Origin of the sequence: Flavobacterium sp., assembly GCF_004211145.1 — a bacterium.
Taxonomy (GTDB): Bacteria; Bacteroidota; Bacteroidia; order Flavobacteriales; family Flavobacteriaceae; genus Flavobacterium.
Genome location: NZ_SEBS01000001.1, coordinates 198,362 through 217,173, shown reverse-complemented (window position 1 = coordinate 217,173; position 18,812 = coordinate 198,362). Strand labels below are relative to the sequence as shown.

Annotated in this window: 15 protein-coding genes; 13 read left to right on the top strand and 2 right to left on the bottom strand. The window is 47.8% G+C overall.

The window, feature by feature from the left end; all coding sequences use genetic code 11:
• Positions 1-15 precede the first annotated feature (15 nt).
• Both EOO50_RS00890 and EOO50_RS00885 read left to right on the top strand, forming a co-directional pair.
• On the top strand, positions 16-642 hold the full coding sequence (locus EOO50_RS00890) for an NAD(P)H-dependent oxidoreductase (protein WP_290836985.1): 627 nt from the start codon (positions 16-18) through the stop codon (positions 640-642).
• Between the two features lie 37 nt (positions 643-679).
• Positions 680-1,261 carry a Crp/Fnr family transcriptional regulator gene (locus EOO50_RS00885; RefSeq protein WP_290836983.1) on the top strand — a complete coding sequence of 194 codons (582 nt, stop codon included), beginning with the start codon at positions 680-682 and terminating at the stop codon, positions 1,259-1,261.
• A 5-nt stretch (positions 1,262-1,266) separates the two neighbouring features.
• Here the strand turns inward: EOO50_RS00885 and EOO50_RS00880 are convergent, their stop codons facing one another.
• Positions 1,267-1,518 carry a hypothetical protein gene (locus EOO50_RS00880; RefSeq protein WP_290836981.1) on the bottom strand — a complete coding sequence of 84 codons (252 nt, stop codon included), beginning with the start codon at positions 1,516-1,518 and terminating at the stop codon, positions 1,267-1,269.
• Positions 1,519-1,543: 25 nt separating this feature from the next.
• Positions 1,544-2,542 (bottom strand): GntR family transcriptional regulator, encoded by a 999-nt coding sequence (locus EOO50_RS00875; RefSeq protein ID WP_290836979.1) that lies wholly within the window; start codon positions 2,540-2,542, stop codon positions 1,544-1,546.
• A gap of 101 nt (positions 2,543-2,643) precedes the next feature.
• Here EOO50_RS00875 and EOO50_RS00870 point away from each other — a divergent pair, with 101 nt between their 5' ends.
• From EOO50_RS00870 to EOO50_RS00820, 11 genes are all read left to right on the top strand, one after another.
• The gene (locus EOO50_RS00870) at positions 2,644-3,696 is read left to right on the top strand and encodes an aldose epimerase family protein (RefSeq protein ID WP_290836977.1); all 1,053 of its coding nucleotides are present in this window, start codon (positions 2,644-2,646) and stop codon (positions 3,694-3,696) included.
• A gap of 1 nt (position 3,697) precedes the next feature.
• A complete protein-coding gene (locus EOO50_RS00865) occupies positions 3,698-4,789 on the top strand; it encodes a glycosyl hydrolase 53 family protein (protein ID WP_290836975.1) in 1,092 nt (363 codons plus the stop codon).
• 311 nt (positions 4,790-5,100) lie between these two features.
• On the top strand, positions 5,101-6,198 hold the full coding sequence (locus tag EOO50_RS00860; RefSeq protein WP_290836973.1) for a glycosyl hydrolase 53 family protein: 1,098 nt from the start codon (positions 5,101-5,103) through the stop codon (positions 6,196-6,198).
• A complete protein-coding gene (gene galK / locus EOO50_RS00855; RefSeq protein ID WP_290836971.1) occupies positions 6,198-7,370 on the top strand; it encodes a galactokinase in 1,173 nt (390 codons plus the stop codon). The genes EOO50_RS00860 and galK overlap by 1 nt, the downstream gene beginning before the upstream one ends.
• 209 nt (positions 7,371-7,579) lie before the next feature.
• A complete protein-coding gene (locus EOO50_RS00850) occupies positions 7,580-8,632 on the top strand; it encodes a UDP-glucose--hexose-1-phosphate uridylyltransferase (protein ID WP_290836969.1) in 1,053 nt (350 codons plus the stop codon).
• Between the two features lie 539 nt (positions 8,633-9,171).
• Positions 9,172-9,798: a response regulator transcription factor gene (locus EOO50_RS00845; RefSeq protein WP_290836967.1), complete on the top strand. Its 627-nt coding sequence runs from the start codon at positions 9,172-9,174 to the stop codon at positions 9,796-9,798.
• An 11-nt stretch (positions 9,799-9,809) separates the two neighbouring features.
• A complete protein-coding gene (locus EOO50_RS00840; RefSeq protein ID WP_290836965.1) occupies positions 9,810-11,549 on the top strand; it encodes an ATP-binding protein in 1,740 nt (579 codons plus the stop codon).
• 299 nt (positions 11,550-11,848) lie between these two features.
• A complete protein-coding gene (locus EOO50_RS00835) occupies positions 11,849-13,171 on the top strand; it encodes a hypothetical protein (protein ID WP_290836963.1) in 1,323 nt (440 codons plus the stop codon).
• Positions 13,105-14,694 carry a tail fiber domain-containing protein gene (locus tag EOO50_RS00830; protein WP_290836961.1) on the top strand — a complete coding sequence of 530 codons (1,590 nt, stop codon included), beginning with the start codon at positions 13,105-13,107 and terminating at the stop codon, positions 14,692-14,694. Before EOO50_RS00835 ends, EOO50_RS00830 begins: the two co-directional genes overlap by 67 nt.
• Position 14,695: 1 nt before the next feature.
• Complete coding sequence (locus tag EOO50_RS00825) at positions 14,696-17,899, top strand: tail fiber domain-containing protein (RefSeq protein WP_290836959.1); 3,204 nt, start codon at positions 14,696-14,698, stop codon at positions 17,897-17,899.
• Positions 17,896-18,756 (top strand): T9SS type A sorting domain-containing protein, encoded by an 861-nt coding sequence (locus EOO50_RS00820; RefSeq protein ID WP_290836957.1) that lies wholly within the window; start codon positions 17,896-17,898, stop codon positions 18,754-18,756. The genes EOO50_RS00825 and EOO50_RS00820 overlap by 4 nt, the downstream gene beginning before the upstream one ends.
• Positions 18,757-18,812: the final 56 nt, after the last annotated feature.

Genomic DNA, 18,812 nt, shown 5'->3' with positions numbered 1-18,812 from the left:
CCAAAAAATAATATCATGAGAAAAATATTCATCGTTAACGGCGCGCACGCATTCGCACATTCGGGCGCGAAATTCAATGAGACCGTTGTAAGTTGGGACAAGACATTTTTCACGGCCGCCAACGGTTTCGAGGTTCAGGTTACCGATGTGAGCCAACCATACGACGCCCAAGCCGAAGTCAAAAAATTCGCTTGGGCCGACACGATTGTCTACCATACGCCGATCTGGTGGTTCTCGCTCCCGCATAAATTCAAGACGTATCTCGATGAGGTTTTCACGGCGGGGCATAGAAACGGTTTGTATTACAACGATGGGCGAAAGGCTGAAAATCCTGAAATAAACTACGGGACCGGCGGATTGATGCACGGACGAAACTACGTGTTGACGACAAGCTGGAACGCGCCCCAGACCGCATTCACGCTTAAAGGTGAATTCTTCGAACAGAAAAGCGTGGACGAAGGCGTGATGTTCGGATTCCATAAAATGAACCAGTTTACCGGAATGGATGCGTTGCCGAGCTTCCACTTTCACGATGTCGAAAAGAACAATTCGAGCGAGCGGATCGAGGCATACCGAAACGAATACCTGGAACATCTGGCGTCAGTTTTCGAGCCGGTTTCGGTAAGTGAATTCGCGAAATGATTGATGAAAATGCGTGCACTATTCCTATTTTTACCGAATGGAGCACGCATCATTTTTACGCGATCACATTGAACGGATTGTCGGTTTGACTGACGACGAGTTCGCTGAAATTTTGCCCAAGTTCAAACCCAGACACGTTTCAAAAAAGGAATTCCTGATAAAAAGCGGCGATAAAGTTCAATCGGAATTCCTCGTCGTCAAAGGTTTGCTTAAAGCCTTCGTGCTCGACGAAAGCGGCAAAGAACACATCCTGCAGTTCGCGATGGAAAATTGGTGGGTTTCTGATTACGCGGCGTATTCGGTCCAGGATGTCGGAGAAGTTTCAATTCAGGCGCTCGAACCTTGCCTGGTGCTCGAATTCAGTCTTCTCGACAAAAGCGAATTGTGCCGTCGTATTCCAAAGATGTATCGGTTTCATGGCGAGAAGTCGTTCTCAGGTTACGTAGCGTTGCAGAAACGCGTGTTGTCGTTCATGAAAAATTCGGCGAAAGAAAAATACCAATTGTTGCTCAGGCAATATCCACAACTTTTCCAGCGCGTTTCGAAAACGTTGATCGCGCAATACCTCGGCGTCTCAAGGGAAACCTTAAGCCGGCTGGAAAAACGCGAAAAGGAATAGTTGAATCAGTTTTTCGTTCCTTCCCAACACAAAGATCCGTCGTTCACGTTGCCCAATCCCGTATAGTAATCGTAGGTTTCTTCGTTGACTTCCACCGTTCCTGACGAAGCTTCGGTCGGGCCGTACGTCGCGTAATACATTTCGCCTGCAATAACCATGTTCCAGACTTTGTTTTCGCATTCGTAGTCTTCATCGTCGCCGTTGGATTGGCAGGAAAACAGGAACGCGAACGCTAAGAGGGCAAGTAACTTTTTCATCGGGATTTTTTGCGAAGTTCGGAAATTACAGCGAGTTGCGCATAATCAGTGCGCATTTGTTCTCGATTTGTTTTTTCTTGCCGTCGAAGATGAGTTTCGCCATGACTTTTCCCATCGCCTCAAAATCGGTGGAAATCGTCGTGATGCCGTCGCCGACGACTTTCTTGAGCGGCGTTTCATTATACGAGATGATCCCGAAATCATTGCCCGCCTCAAACCGTTGCTTTTTCGATTGTTCGATCACGCGCACGAGATCGCGGTCGTTCGGAATAATATAGACTTCTCCATGGGCGATGTTGCGTCCGTCGAATTCTGAAATCACTTCATGGTCGACCACAAAATCGTTGCAGAAATTCAAAAAACCCTCACGCATGCCAAGCGGCTCGCGGAATCCCGGAAAAATCAGCACGAACTTCCCGTATTGGTCGAGTCGGGATTTGCCTTTCTTGAGCGCGTTGTACATGTCCGACACGAAATTTTGGTATACGGCGGGATATTTTGAAAGTTCGGCACTGGTCTGGTCGAGGATAAAAACTTCGGTCGATGGAAGATGTGAAATCGCCTCGGCCGCATTTTCGACATTCGCGGGCATGATCACGTATTTCGTGTAGTTTCCGTTGCTGTCGTCGATGAGTTTCGCGAACATCTTGCTGTTGAAATGATGGAACGAAATATCGACCTGGACATCTTTTCCGACGCTTTCCAAAAACGAATTATATAAATCTTCCTTGAACGAATTGAGTTCGTCAAACAACAGGAAAATCTTCTCGCGTATGCTGATTTCAGTGCTTTTTACGTAATAACCTTTGGCCGGAATCGCGAGAATGATACCGCGTTTCTTGAGTTCTTCGTAGGCCAAAAGCACGGTGTCGCGCGACAAAGTAAATTCAAGGCAAACTTTATTTACCGACGGCAATCGGTCGCCTTTGACCAGAATTCCGTTGCCGATCGCCTTTTCCAGAGACGCGATGATCTGCTTGTATTTGGGTACGCCCGAATTGTTGAGGATCGAAATCAGCTTCATTCGTTAAAAAATTTGTCGCAAATATACAAAAACTGGTAGGTAACGGTATGGTTTTACCGAATCAAATTTTACTTTTGGTTTTCATATTACGCAAGATTTAGATGAAACTAAAACAAATATCCAATTTTGTAGAGCCCATTTTTGAGAAAGTGTTCGGTTTTGCGAACGGCTTCGAAAAAGTTGGGTTGTACACGCTCCAGAATAAGAACGGCATGCAATTGCGCGTTTCCGACTACGGCGCGACCGTGACATCGCTTCAGGTTCCGACGAAATCGGGCGAAATGATCGATACTGTTTTGGGCTTCGAAAATCTGCAGGATTACCTCGATGCATATGATTTGCCGAGCGCGCCTTATTTCGGAGCCGCGATCGGGCGTTATGCGGGAAGAATCGCCCGCGCACATTTTTCACTGAACGGAAAGCAATTCGTACTGAATGCGAACGAGAACGGAAACACGCTTCATGGCGGCAACGTCGGGTTCGGCCAAAAAATCTGGAATGTGAAGCGCCTGTTGCCGGGAAACAATCCGTCGATAACATTATCGCTCGTGAGTGCCGACACCGACGAACATTTTCCCGGGAAATTGACGGTCGAACTTACGTATACGTTGACCGAAGAAAACGAATTCATCGTCGAATACAAGGCAATCACGACCGAAGATACGGTCGTTAATTTGACGCACCACAGTTATTTCAACCTCGACGGACACGATAAAAATGTAACCGACCAATTGCTCACGGTCAATTCGAACAAAATAGTCGAGACCGATTCCAAAAACATTCCGACGGGAAATTTCGTAGAGCTGCAAAATCACGCTTTCGATTTTTCGCAGGCCAAACCGTGTCCCCAAAGCATCGACAATACATTCGTGCTCGAAGGCGATTACGGACAGGCCGCGACGTTGTACAGCCCAGGAAAAAAATTGAAAATGTCGGTGTTTACGAACCAGCCCGGCGTCCACATTTACGTCGGAGGAAATTGCTTTGACCGCATCAAAGGCAAAGAAGGCGCCGATTACCATGCGCTCAGCGGGATCTGTTTCGAAACGCAGAATTTTCCCGACGCGCCAAACCACGCGAATTTCCCAAGCTCGATGCTCAGGAAAGATTCCATTTATCACCACAAGACGATTTATAAATTCCAATCCTATTGATATGAAAAAGTATATGCTAACGCTGGGTATTGTCGCGATGATCGCGTTGCCTCTAGCGTGCGGCGGGTCGGACGATTCGACGCCAAATGATGACGACGGTCCGATTATTCCAACCGAGGAATTCGTGCGCGCCGCCGATATGTCGTATCTGCCGTTGATCGAAAGCGAAGGCGCGGTCTATTATGAAGACGGAGCCGAAAAAGATGCGCTCACGACGTTGAAAGACGCGGGTTGCAATACGATCCGAATCCGTTTGTGGAAGAATCCATCGGACGCACATTCGGGAATGCAGGAAGTCAAAACGTTGGCGAATCGCGTGCGTGCTGCGGGCATGAAAGTGTGGTTGACCGTTCATTATTCCGACACTTGGGCCGATCCGGGCGCGCAAACGACTCCGTCGGCGTGGTCGACACTTACGTTCGCGCAGCTAAAAACGGTCGCTGAAGATTATACGTCGGACATCATATCGGAAATCAATCCCGACATTATCCAGATTGGAAACGAAACCAACGACGGTCTTTTGTGGCCGATGGGAAAATTGTCGACGAACGAAGCGCAATCGGTGCAACTGTTTTCAGCCATCAGCGCCGTGATCCGCGCCGAAGCCCCGAATACGAAGATCATGTTGCATTATGCGGGAACTTCGGGTTCGGATTGGTTCTTCAACAAGACGGCGGGCGTCGATTACGACTACATCGGGCTGTCGTATTACCCGGTTTGGCACGGCGCGAACCTATCGGCGTTGACAAATGCGATCAATACGTTGGGCGCGGCTCATAACAAGAAAGTACTCGTGGCTGAAACCGCGTATCCATTCACTTTGGGTTGGGACGATTGGACGAACAACATCGTCGGCGAAGAAGGCCAACTCGTTTCAGGTTATCCTGCGACGCCCGACGGACAGAAAAATTTCGTGAATGCGATCCGCACGTTGGTCGACGATTCTCAATACGGCCAAGGTTTCGCATATTGGGGAAGCGAATGGTTGGCGTTCCGCGGGCCCGAGTCCACGAATGGTTCGCCGTTTGAAAACCAGGCGTTGTGGGATTTCGACCACGAAGCACTTCCGGTTCTCGACGCGTTCCATCAATAAAATTCAAACAATTGGGATAGTTAAGAATAGTTTAGGCGAGATGCTGTACTTATTTGATTTGGTTAGACGATAAGTTATTGATTATGCATCGTGCTTGACTATTCTTAACTTCTGATTGCAATCGATTACCATGACCAGTCGACAGAAAGCTTAACTATTCTTAACGTCTTAATGGTAAAAATTAAACCATTAAGCGCATTATGAACATTAAGCTTGAGCCAATTGTTCGATCTGATTACAACCGGGAATGCAAACGTTTCTTCTACAAAAATCTTAATGAACTTAATGCCCTTAACGGTTCAAAAAACAAAATGAAAAACCTCCTTTTTCTCATATTTCCGATGTTGCTCGTCGCACAAAAAGATAAAATCTATCTCGGTGCTGACCTAAGTTACGTCAACGAAATAGAAGACTGCAACGCCCATTTCCAATACCAAGGAAAAACAGTCGATCCATTTGAATTGTTTGCCCAAAAAGGCACGAATCTCGTCCGACTTCGCTTGTGGCACACGCCCGAAATCAACGCATACTCCGGTTTCGCCGACGTCAAGAAATCCATCAAACGCGCCAGGCAAAACAAAATGCAAGTGTTGCTCGACTTCCATTATTCCGACACCTGGGCCGATCCTGAAAAACAATACATCCCGAAAGCCTGGTCGACAATCACCGACGAAAAAATCCTTGGCGACAGCATTTACAACTACACGCTATCGACTTTGCTCAAACTCCACAAGGAAAATCTTCTGCCCGAAATGGTCCAGGTCGGAAACGAAACTAACCAGGAAATCCTGCAACCCGATAAAACCCACAAAAAAATAACCGACTGGAAACGCAACGCCTTTTTATTCAACAAAGGAATTTCGGCCGTTCGCGAAGCATCGAGAAGAACCGGAAAGAAAATCGACATTTTACTGCACATCGCCCAACCTGAAAACGCGTTGAAATGGTTTGCCGAAGCCGATAAGAATGGAATAAAAGATTTTGATTTCATCGGCATTTCGTATTATCCGTTGTGGTCCGAATACAAATTCGACCGACTTCCCGAAGCCATAAAAACCCTGACAACAACATACAAAAAACCGTTGTTGGTCGTCGAAACTTCGTATCCGTACACGATGCAAAACATCGACAAAGCCAATAACGTTTTGACTGAAAAAGCCTTGATCGACGGTTATCCCGCGACGCCCGAAGGCCAGAAAAAATACATGATCGACCTGACGAAAATCGTCCTCAACGCTGGCGGAAGCGGCGTCATTTACTGGGAACCCGCGTGGGTAACCTCGAACTGCAAAACGCTTTGGGGCGATGGTTCGCATTGGGACAACGCCACGTTTTTCGACTCGGCCAACAATAACGAAGCGCTTCCGGCCTTCGATTTTTATGACATAAAGCAGTACTCAAAGAAATAATGAAGAAGAAAAAACTCATTCAGGACGTGCGTTCCGAATTCCAAAAAGTCTTCGGATTCATTCCGAAACACACGTTTTTAGCGCCCGGCCGCATCAATATCATTGGCGAGCACGTCGATTATAACGACGGTTACGTGTTGCCCGCCGCGATCAATAAATACATAGTCTTCGCCGTTTCGCCGAATGAGACCGACGAGATTTCCATCGTCGCAAAGGATCTGTCAGATGCGCATCATTTCAATCTTTCCGACGACATCAAACCCATCGAGAAAATGTGGGCGAACTACATGCTCGGCGTACTTTCGCAACTCAAGGAAAAAGGCTTGCGGTTGCAGGGATTCAACATCGTTTTTGCGAGTAATATTCCAATGGGCGCGGGGCTTTCATCGTCGGCGGCGTTGGAGTGTGGTTTCGGATACACGCTCAATAAGATCTTCAACCTCGGATTATCCAAGAAGGAAATCGCGCTCATCGGGCAAAAGGCCGAACACACGTTCGCAGGCGTAAACTGCGGCATCATGGATCAATTCGCCTCGGTTTTCGGAAAGAAAAACCATGTGTTCCAACTCGATTGCACGACGCTCGAACACGATTATCATCCCGCCGATTTCCACGATTATTCCGTATTTTTACTGGACAGCAAGGTCAAGCATACGCATCTCACGTCAGGTTACAACGACCGCCGACGCGAGGCTGCCGAAGGTTTGGAACTGCTCAAAACAAAATATCCTGAAGTCAAGACGTTTCGCGATTTGTCGCAGGAGCAAGTCGCGAAGTACAAAGACGAACTTGGGGACGTGAATTTCAGACGTTGCGATTTCGTCGTCGGTGAAATCCAGCGCGTTCGTGACGCCGTTAATGCGCTTGAGGCCAACGATTTCAAGAAACTTGGCGAACTTTTGTACGAAACCCACGATGGTTTGAGCAAAGGTTATGAAGTGAGTTGCGAGGAAATTGACTTTTTGGTCGATCGCGCGAAAGATGAAAAAGACGTGCTCGGATCGAGAATGATGGGCGGCGGTTTCGGCGGCTGTTCGATCAATCTGGTCAAGAAAGGCAGCGAAAGGGAAATCATCAATCGTATCGCCGAAGCGTACCAAAACGAATACGACATTGAGTTAGCCGTTTACAAAGTGAAAATTTCGGACGGTTGTAAAGAATATAAAAAGTAAAATTTGGGCGTTGCGCCGGCCTTGAAGAGTTGGCAGTAGCGGGGCAGTTGGCAGGCCGTCGCGGGGCTTTCCGCTATATCTTTTGAAACCTACAAGGTTAAAAAAACCTTGCAGGTTGGAAAAAGGATGCCGCTTCTATCCCACCCGAGGCTTTAGCCGAACTGACGAAGTAAACGCGAATTACGTCCCAAACAAGAAAACGAAAAGAAATGCACCAATTCAACCATAACAACGATCCGCACCGCCGTTTCAACCCTTTGTTGAACGAATGGGTTCTCGTTTCGCCTCATCGCGCGACGCGTCCGTGGCAAGGACAGAACGAAACCGTCAACCACGAAAAGCGTCCCGAATTCGACCCGACGTGTTATTTGTGCCCAACAAACGTGCGCGCGAACGGGGAACAAAATCCCGATTACAAGAACAGTTTCGTGTTCGACAATGATTTCGCGGCGTTGAAGCAGGAAGAAGTTTTGTTCGACGAGAATCCTCAGGAGCAGTTTTTCCGCGCGAAACCTGAACGCGGCATTTCACGCGTGGTCTGTTTTTCGCCTCGTCACGACTTGACGTTGCCTGAAATGGATCTGGAAACCATCGAACAAATCGTAAAAACCTGGCAGCGCGAATATGAAGAATTGGGTTCGGTCGATTTCATAAATCACGTGCAGATTTTCGAGAATAAAGGTTCGATCATGGGTTGCTCAAATCCGCATCCGCATGGACAGATCTGGGCGCAATCGTCATTGCCGACATTGGTCCAAAAAACCCACGACAGTTTCGTAAACTACTTTAAAGAGAATAACAGGACATTGCTGTCGGACTATCTTGAACAGGAATTGCGCAAGGATGAACGTATCGTGATCGAGAATGAACATTTCGTCGCGCTCGTTCCGTTTTGGGCTATCTGGCCGTTCGAAACCATGATCGTAAGCAAACGCGCGTTCTCAAAAATCACCGATATGACAAGCGATGAGGTTTCGGCCTACGCCAAAATCATGAAGCAACTCACATCGAAATACGACAATATTTTCAACACGTCGTTTCCGTATTCATCGGGCATACATCAAGCCCCGACCGATGGCGAAGAACATCCCGAATGGCATTTCCACATGCATTTCTATCCGCCATTGTTGCGATCGGCGACGGTCAAGAAATTCATGGTCGGATATGAAATGATGGGCGAATCACAACGCGATATCTCGGCTGAGAAAGCGGCGGAAATGTTGAAGAACCTTTCTTCGGAACACTATAGTCTTTGGGTTTAATCGGCGAATCGGTTAGTTGTTTAGTCGTCAAACGATCAGCATCATCAAAATTGACAACGAGATAAACAACAAACCAATGTGAATTTTCACGTTGCTTTTGTTTTCGCGTTTGTTGATGAAATAGCGATTCAATATCACCACGAATCCGACAGCAATAATTGCGAAAAGAACCCAAAGATCAACCGCTTTTCCTAAAGTCAAAGCAAAGAAAAGTGCGAGCATTCCAAAAGCCTTGCTGTTTGATTCGATTTTTTGTGATAGCTGCTGAACGGTCGGCATTGGCTTCTAACTTGGATTATGTGTCGGCGAAAATAAATAATTTCTCTTGAAAACGTATGGATTTTGAAGGGTTTAACTGTTTAATCGGTTAACTGGTTAGTGGCGGTTTTTCGGTAAGTGAACATTCGTTGCCTATCTTTTACCACCGTTAACCAATTAAACGATTAAACAAACCTCCAATTAATAACTTTCCCCGTACGCCAAAATACGTATTTCACAAACCCTTTCTTATCTTTATCATTGTACCAAGATACCAACGCATGAGAAAACGGATTTGCATAGTAGAAGACGACCGCGATTTGCGCGAAGCCTTGGGCATGATGATTCAGTTCACTGACCAATACGAACTCGCGGCCTCATTCGAGAATGCCGAATCGGCTTTTGAATCGCTTCCTGATTTGGATCCCGACGCCGTTCTCATGGACATCAACCTGCCCGGCGAAAGCGGAATCGAATGTGTGCTCAAACTAAAATCGGTTTGTCCGCAGCTTTTGGTATTAATGTGTACGTCGTATGAAGACGATGAAAAAATCTTCGAAAGCCTCGAAGCCGGCGCGACGGGTTACATCCTAAAAACCGAAGGTCCCGTTAAAATCATCGCTGCTCTGGACGAGCTCTTCGACGGCGGAAGCCCGATGAGTTCAAGTATCGCACGTAAAGTCGTAGCGAGTTTTTCCAAAATGGAATCCTCGAACAAGCTCACCGAATCGCTCACGGCGCGTGAAAAGGAAATCCTAGAACAGCTTTCCAAAGGCCAAATGAACAAGGAAGTCGCGTATCATCTTGAGATCAGTTCGGGAACGGTGCGCAAACACATACAGAACATCTACGAAAAATTGCACGTGAACACGCGCGTTGAGGCTGTAAACATGTATCTTAAGCGTTAAAAATCCACGACTTGAGATACGTAATTGTCATTTCTCTGTTTGCCCAACTCGCTTTTGCGCAGCCAATCGGCAAGAATGCGTTTGCGGTTTGTAAGGATCGCGACTGCCGTTTCGTGTCGGCGTTTCGGTCGGCTGAGAATGACCTTGAAAACGACAAGATCGGGCAATCGCAAAAGTGGTTGCAGCTCGCCCAGAAAAATCGCGATCAGGAAGCGGTCGATTCGTCGGCGTACTTCATCCAAAGCCTGCAATCGGAACTTTTTTATTACACGGGTTTGTATCAATTCGGCGTTCACGAAGCACAGAAAGGTTTGGTAATCGCAAGGACGCTGAATGACAGTCTGCTAATTTCAGATGCGTATTTCTTCAAGGGAATCAACGAATTCGAGCTCAGTGATTTCAAATCGTCCGAAAACTCCCTGTTGCTTTCCAAGCGATATTTCCCGCGTCGCGAACCAAAAAAACATTTGCGCACCGTCGTAAAAGAAGAATATATCTACAACAATCTCGCGCAATTGTACGTGGCCCAAAAAAGGTTCGGGCTTGCGATGGCTGAAAACCAAAAGGCGTTCGACGAAGCCACACGCACCAAAAGCAAACGCGGCATTCCCAACGCCGAGCAAACTTTCGGGTTGATCTATCTGGGCAAAAGACAATTAGGGCAGGCGTACCGATACTTGAAAAAAAGCACCGAATCGGCGGTATCGGCGGGCTATCACGACATCCAACTCATGAATTACGGTTACATGATGAAGTGTTGTCCGCAAACGGATTGTGCGATGGAATTGTATAAAACGGGCGTCGATTTGCTTGAACGCGTCGAAGTTAACGTCGCGTTCCAGCGGTTCTTTTACGATTCGGCGCGCGATGTGTTTCTGCACCAGGAAAACCACGACATGTTGCTAAAAGTCCAAGAGCGCATTATCGAGCTCGAGAACCAAAGGCGTTTGCGCAACAACTCCTCGATCCAAGATATCACGAGCGAATACATCGAAAGTGAAAACAAACTGTTGACGCTCAAGATCGAAGAACTCAGAAAGCAGCGAAATTTGACGTTGCTCCAACTCACGGCTTCGTTGTTGTGCGTGGTGATTTTGGTGCTTGTGTTGTTTCTCATCCGACGCAAAAATCGACTGCAAAAAATCCTGCTCGACCAGAAAAACGACATAAGTAAAGACTTGCACGACGACATCGGTTCAGGGCTCAGCAGCATTTTGATCCACGCCGACCTGCTCCAAAAAAGCGAACGAGCCACCGACAAGCAACAACTGCTCGCCTCAAAAATCGAAGCTACCGGAAAAGAGGTTTCCCAAAAACTCAGCACATTCATCTGGTCGCTGAACAACGAGAACAATTCGGTGCAGAGCTTTTGCGAATACGTAAAGTTTTACGCCGACCGATTGTTCGACGGTACTTCAATACAATTCGAACATAGCGAAGATATTTCGTCGGCCACAAGCAAAATCATCAACGGTCATGACCGAAAGAACTTATTTTTCTGCATAAAGGAAATGCTCAATAACGTGCTTAAACATTCGGGCGCGACGCATGTAAAACTTGACATTTCGACCGACCGTAAATCGCTTTTCATAACCGTTCACGATAATGGAAACGGATTGCGCGACCAAAACAAGTTTGGAAACGGTTTGAAGAACATCCAAAAACGCATTGATTCACTGAACGGAACGCTCGATTTCGAAAACTCAAATGGATTGAAGATCAGTATTTCAGTTCCATTTTCAACGGTGTAACTCGGCCGGCACAAAGACTCACTCTGCGCCTCGCACTTTTCCATATACGTCAAACGGCGTATTCGGCTTAGACCTCTTTTCTTTTAAATAGGCCATTCACCGACAAACCTTTCACAAACAACAGGTTAACGGCAACTATAATCGCATTTTGCATACGCGCAATTTCGTATTGTGACGCTTTTTCGAATGTCGCACATTTGAAAAAGTAAGTCATAAATCCCCGTGGTGATTGGTGGTATTTCATTTCGGGACCTAAAATCCTCCGCCCTAAACGGGGGATTTTTAAATAAAACGATCGCATGAGAAAATTATACGCTTTGTTTCTGTTTATTTCTATGGCCGTCGGCGCACAAGTCGGTGTTAATACGACCACGCCTCATGCGATGCTTGACATTCCCGCAACCAATCCGGCAACGCCTTCGAACACCGATGGAATACTTGTGCCCCGGATTTCGGCATTTCCGGTCATAAATCCGACGGCCGCACAGCACGGCATGATGGTTTTTTTAACCGCAATCTCGGCCGGCAATGCTCCTGGATTTTATTATTGGGACAATCCGACAGCGAGTTGGAAAGGAATCGTAGGCAGCGTTACGGGCGGTTGGGCGCTCACTGGAAATCCGGGAACGAATCCAGCCTCGAATTTTATAGGAACTACCAATGCTGTAGGTTTGACCATGAGAACCAATAACAGTCCGCGCTTTTTAATCGACCAGATAGGCAGCGGCAGGTTTGGCATAACTGGCTTTTCAGATTCTCTGTCGGATAGGTCCAGATTCGAGATAAACGCCGAAGATACAGACTTTAACGACCTTACTTTGCGATTTGCGGGCGTTGATCATCCGGTATTCAATATTATCCACAACCGCGGTAAGTTCACCAACCCTGAGCGTTTGTTGGCGGATGATGTCATCGGCGAAATCAAATTTTTTACTCACGAACCGGGCGCAACATCTTTCGGCGGACATGCCGAGGCGGCAAGAATAGGCGTACGGGTCGAGAACAATTCAGGGAACATATCGTCAGGTATGTATTTTCGGACGACCGCAGGTGGCTTGGAGCCCATTATGTATTTAAACGGACAAGGAAATGTTGGCATAAATACAGATACGCCAACAGCCAAATTACATGTCGTAGGCCAATTCTTATTGAACAACGGAACCCAGGCCAATGGTCGGATTTTGAGGACAAATGGAACAGGTGTTACCAGTTGGGTCGAACCCTCTTCGGTTTTCAGCGGAAGCCTCGATGGCGCCTACGATTTTCCGACGGCCGGCGCAGGTCGAACCATCATAGCCGATTTTGGCCCGGTAACCATTTCAGGAACCGACGGGTTTTTGATAACAGGACTTCTCGGATCCGGCAATCAAATCGTTGGAGGAGGAGGAACAAAATTATTTTGGAATCCCAGAAAAGCGGCTTTTCGAGCTGGTTCGGTGACCAACCAATGGGATGAAATCTCGGTTGGAGAACATTCCACGGCTTTCGGTTTCGAAACCGTTGCAAGCGGAAATTATTCGATGTCGGCAAATATCCAGAATGCAGCCACAGGACCATGTCTACCTCATTCGGATTTCAAAACGCCAGTGTGGGAACGGCCTCTTCGTCCTTCGGGTTGCTGAATACGGCAAGCAGTTACGGTGAAACGGTTGTTGGAATTGGTGCCGCGACCTATACGCCAAGTGCAAACGGAGCCACGCAATTCAGGATAGCCAATGCGACTGACCGCGTTTTTACTGTCGGAAATGCTATCGACAGCAACAATAACGGAACAGTCGATGCAGGAGAAAGGAGTAGCGCTTTAGTAGTTCTCAAGAACGGCAATACGGGAATCGGCAATGCAACGCCTCAGGAAAAACTTCATGTAACGGGCAAAATCAGAATGGCCGATGGAACACAAGCCGCCGGTCGCATTCTTGTAAGCGACGTCAATGGAACGGCATCATGGCAAAATGTTTCGGCGGCAAGCGGATGGGGATTGGTCGGAAATGCGGGAACGGACGCCGCAGTAAACTTTATCGGCACGACCAATAATGTCGATCTCGCATTCAGACGCAACAGTGTTAAAGCCGGCCTTATCGGTTCTGCAAACACCTCGTTCGGGCTAATGGGATTAGGTTCGGTAACCACAGGAACTTCCAATACGGCAATGGGCGCGGACGCTTTGCGCAATAATACTGCCGGAGATGAAAACACAGCGGTTGGTTTCAATGCACTGAGAATTACCCAAGGCAACGGAAATACGGCTATTGGCGCTCAGTCAGGAGTCGCTTCGACCATTTCGAGTAATGCGACTGCAATAGGATATCGCGCCTATGCGGGTCGTAGCGATGTGGTAATCCTTGGCGGTGTTACAGGGGAAAACGGGGCGACGGTGACATCAGATGTCGGGATCGGAACCACAAATCCAAGAAGCCGTCTCGAAGTGATTTCGACGAGCATAATTACGGCTCCGCTAACAGAAGGCACGATCAACATCAATTCCAATTCTCCCCAGGCAATCAATGCAGGCTCTTCGATTACCCTTAGCGCTGCGATTACTGCTACAGGCGCTGCTTCACGTGTCATGGCAACGGTAGAAGGCAGGAAGTCCAATGCAACCGACGGAGAACAATCGGGTTATCTCATGTTCAAAACCAACAATAACGGAACATTGTCCGAGCGCATTCGCGTGACGTCTTTGGGCGATGTCGGGATTGGAACGGCAACTCCAGGCGGCTTATTAGAACTGTCATTGAATGAAGGCCGCAAACCCGGCACCAATACCTGGACAATCCCATCGGACGAACGCCTAAAAACCATCCACGGCGCATACACAAAAGGCCTGACCGAAATAACAAAGCTAAATCCAATCACTTACAACTATAAAAACACAGGCGAAAAAACGTTTGAACCTGACGTGCTCAACACCGAATTCTCAGGATTTTCAGCCCAACAAGTCCAACAGGTTTTCCCCGAAGCGGTCGGCACCGATGATGACGGCTATTTAAACCTGAACATCCATCCGATATTGATTGCATCGGTAAACGCTTTTAAGGAATTGAAAAAAGAAAACGAAGAACTGAAAGCCAGCAACGAGAAGCTGACGAACACAGTTGAAGATTTATTAAAACGTGTCTTGGCACTCGAAGCGAAAAATAATTAAAATGAGAAAAACAATCGTCATATCAGTATTTTGGTTTGTTGGAATTTCAGCGGGCGCGCAAGTCGGAATCAACACGACTTCTCCTCAGGCATTGCTCGACATTCCGGTCGCCAATGCAGCTGCTCCCGCGAACACCGACGGGATCCTGATTCCTCGTATTACAGCATTTCCGACAGTAAACCCAACGGCCGCACAACATTCGATGATGGTTTTTCTTACAACCGTATCCGGAACAAATCAACCGGGTTTTTATTATTGGAACCAACCAACGCTGGCTTGGGTGAAAATCGCAGTCGGCAATGCCGGGACGTTGGATCAAGCCTACGATTTCGGTGGCGTGGGAGCCGGTCGCACGATTACGGCCGATTCGGGGCCCGTGCTCATCAATGGTGTAGACGGATTCGTATCTACGGGAACACAAAATTTCGGTGCGCTAATGCCAACAATCCCTGCAGGTGTGCGAATGTTTTGGTATCCGCGCAAAGTAGCGTTCCGGGCTGGGCGCAGCATCAACAATGAACTAGAAACGTCCATTGGGCAAGCTTCGGCATCTTTTGGCGCAACCACAACTGCATCGGGCGATTTCAGCATGGCCTGGAACGTTCTTGCATCGGCGACCGGAATGGGGTCGACAGCGTTCGGAGTTAACTCTCTTGCTTCGGGTCTATATGCTACGGCCTTCGGGGATATTTCCCAGGCGACTGCTGAAAACTCGACGGCGTTCGGCCGGAATTCCATCGCTTCGGGATTCGCATCTACCGCATTTGGGAATGGCAATTCGGCGGCGAGCTATGGGGAAACCACGATAGGAATCGGAGCCATAAACTATATCCCTTCGCTTAACGGAAATACTCAGTTCCGGTCGGCGAACGCAACAGACAGGCTTTTTACAATCGGGAATGCCATAGATCTGAATAATAATAATTATCCCGATGATTCAGAACGGCGGAACGCCATGGTCGTACTCAAGAACGGCAATGTTGGTTTTGGAAGTTCAACGCCTCAGGAAAGGCTTCACGTCGAAGGCAAGATCAGAATGGTCGACGGAACGCAAGCCGCAGGAAGAATTCTCACCAGCGACGTCAACGGAACTGCAAGTTGGGCAGATCCAGGCAGTGTTTTCGGACAAAGCCTTGATGCTTCATACGATTTTCCGACGGCAGGCGCAGGTCGTACGATTACTGCCGATACCGGAGCGATTTTGATAAATGGGACTGATGGAATCGTATCTACCGGAGTTTACGGCTCTGGGGCGATTCCGCCTGCCATCGGTACTGGTTCCAGAATGTTTTGGAATCCCAGAAAAAGTGCTTTCAGATCTGGGTTTGTATTAGCGGCCAACTGGGATAACGCCAATGTCGGGGATTTTTCGGCAGGATTCGGATATTCGCCCGTCGCCTCCGGAGCATACAGTTTTGGCGCCGGTTACAGTAATACGATAAGCGGAAATGGAGCTGCCGCATTCGGGCTTTTGAATGAGGCTTTGGCAATAGGAGCGGTTTCGTTCGGTCAAGTGAACAGCAGCACGGGTTCGTATAGTTTTACGATGGCATACAGCAATACCGCATCAGGTTTATATTCGACGGCATTTGGTCGATGGAGCCGCGCTTATAGTTGTGGTGAAGTCGTAATTGGGATCGGATCCCAATCTTACACGCCATCCGCAGGCGGGGCAACCGGATTTGGAACGGCAAATCTTACCGATCGCCTTTTTGTGATCGGAAACGCACTCGACGCAAACGACAACGGCATAGTTGACAACGGCGAAACCCACAACGCCTTGGTCATGCTCAAAAACGGGAATTTAGGTTTGAACCAATCGAATCCGCAAGAATCTTTGCATGTAAATGGTAAAGTGCGCATTGTCGACGGAACTCAAGGCGTGGGTCGTTTGCTCACAAGCGATGCGAACGGAACGGCATCCTGGTCGGCTACAAACACCATTGCCAGCGGAACGCTGGATCAGGCTTACGATTTTGGCGGTGCCGGTTTAGGCCGTGTCATTACTGCCGATGCCGGTCCTGTTCAAGTTTCAGGCAACGCAGGCCTTCAGGTTACAGGAACTTTTAATTCGGGACCAACTTTAGACTTGAGCGGTCCGGGGACGCGTATGTTTTTCTATCCGAGAAAAGCAGCTTTCCGATCGGGATTTGCCCAAGGCAACCAATTTGATGATGTCAACATCGGAAATTATAGCCTGGCTAGCGGTCATTCGTCCATAGCAACCGGATTTTCTAGCACCGCAATGGGTTTCAGTGCTATTGCATCGGGAAATTCTGCGGTTGCGTTAGGATATAATGCGGTTTCTACAGGTCATTTTGCGTTTGCGGTAGGTTATGAGACGACGGCTTCTGGACCTGACTCACGGGCTATTGGTCAAAGTTCCACTGCATCGGGTGCCAATTCCGTTACTTTAGGGTCAGGCAGTGTGGCATCGGGAAATGGGGCAACCACCATAAATAGTCTAAATACCGCTGCGGGCAACAATTCGATAGCGGCTGGTCAGGGTAATATTTCGGCAAGTTTCGGAGAGTCGGTTTTCGGGCTTGGTGCAACAATTTATACTCCTTCCACAGATGGAGATAGCAAATTTGGCCTGGCGAATCAAAACGATAGACTATTTGTCATCGGAAATGCCATGGACGCCAATAACAATTCTCAAGTTGCCGACTCTGAACGCAGCAACGCACTTCTGATCCTAAAAAACGGCCGCGTAGGAGTCGGAATCGATACCAATGCCGGAATTGGCGGACAATTCCAACTGTCCCTCGATCAAGGCCGCAAACCTGGAACCAATACTTGGACAATCGCATCGGACGAAAGACTAAAAACTATTCACGGCAATTTTGAAAAGGGATTATTGGAAATCACACAGTTACAACCAATCCGATACAACTATAAAAATCTAGGAGAACGTATTTTTGAAGAAGAAGTTTTACGAACGGAATTTTCAGGATTCTCGGCCCAGCAAGTCCAACAAATTTTCCCCGAAGCAGTCGGCACCGACGATGACGGATATCTAAACCTGAACATCCACCCGATTTTGATCGCATCGGTAAATGCTTTCAAAGAACTTAAACAACAGAACGACACGTTGCAAGAACAAAATCAAACCCTTGCCGAAACCGTAAAACGTCAGCAGGAAATGCTCGATGAAGTCATGCGGCGGATCGAGAAACTGGAAACCCAAAATCCATCAAAATGAAAAATCTTTGCACATCTTTAATGTTGCTGGCGGCTTGTTTCGCGACCGCGCAAACAGGGACAATTACTATCGGCAGCGGCAACATCGAACACAACCAATTGCCCGTTTTCAGTTTTTACGGTTATACGTATTCCCAGCAAATCGTGCCGAAAGCGACGATAAATGCGGCAAGCGGGACATCGGGCGCTATTACGAAACTGCGCTATTACTGCGTGCACACGGGCAGTTCGATCACGCCTTGGAACAATTGGGTGATTTACATCGGGCATACCGACAAAACGAGTTTCCAGCCGGGCGCTTGGGTTCCGGCGGGTGAAATGACGCAAGTATTTTCGGGCGAATTCACTCCCGTTGCGGGAAATTGGATAGAATTCGAATTCGCGCAACCATTCGTCTACAATAACGTTGACAACATCGTGATTGCCGTCGACGAGAATGCTCCGGGCTGGACGGCAACGAGCGATGCGGCGAGTTTCTACAGCTATATATCCGATGTGGAACTGGGCATGCGAATAACCTCAGACAACGACAATTTCGATCCACTCAACCCGGTCGGTAGCACGTCGACGTTTTTTCAGGTGCCGATGTTGCAATTGGAAGGGCAGATTTTAGGGGTTGCGAGTGTGTCGCGAAAAGCGGTTTCCATTTCTCCGAATCCATCCGATGGGTTGTTTTCGATACTGTCCGACTCTGAAGTCATCTCGTCCGAAGTAACTGATTTGAGCGGAAGAACGGTTTTTACGAATTCAAATTCCGGACAAAGTGAAATCGATCTGCGCGATTTGCCTTCGTCGGTGTATCTGATAAAAATTAAAACGAATGACGGGACGTTCATCAATCGCGTCGTCAAAAGATAGAGAGTTAATTTAGTAGTTAAGTTGAAAGTCCCTTTCCGCACGTCGGCGAGGGATTT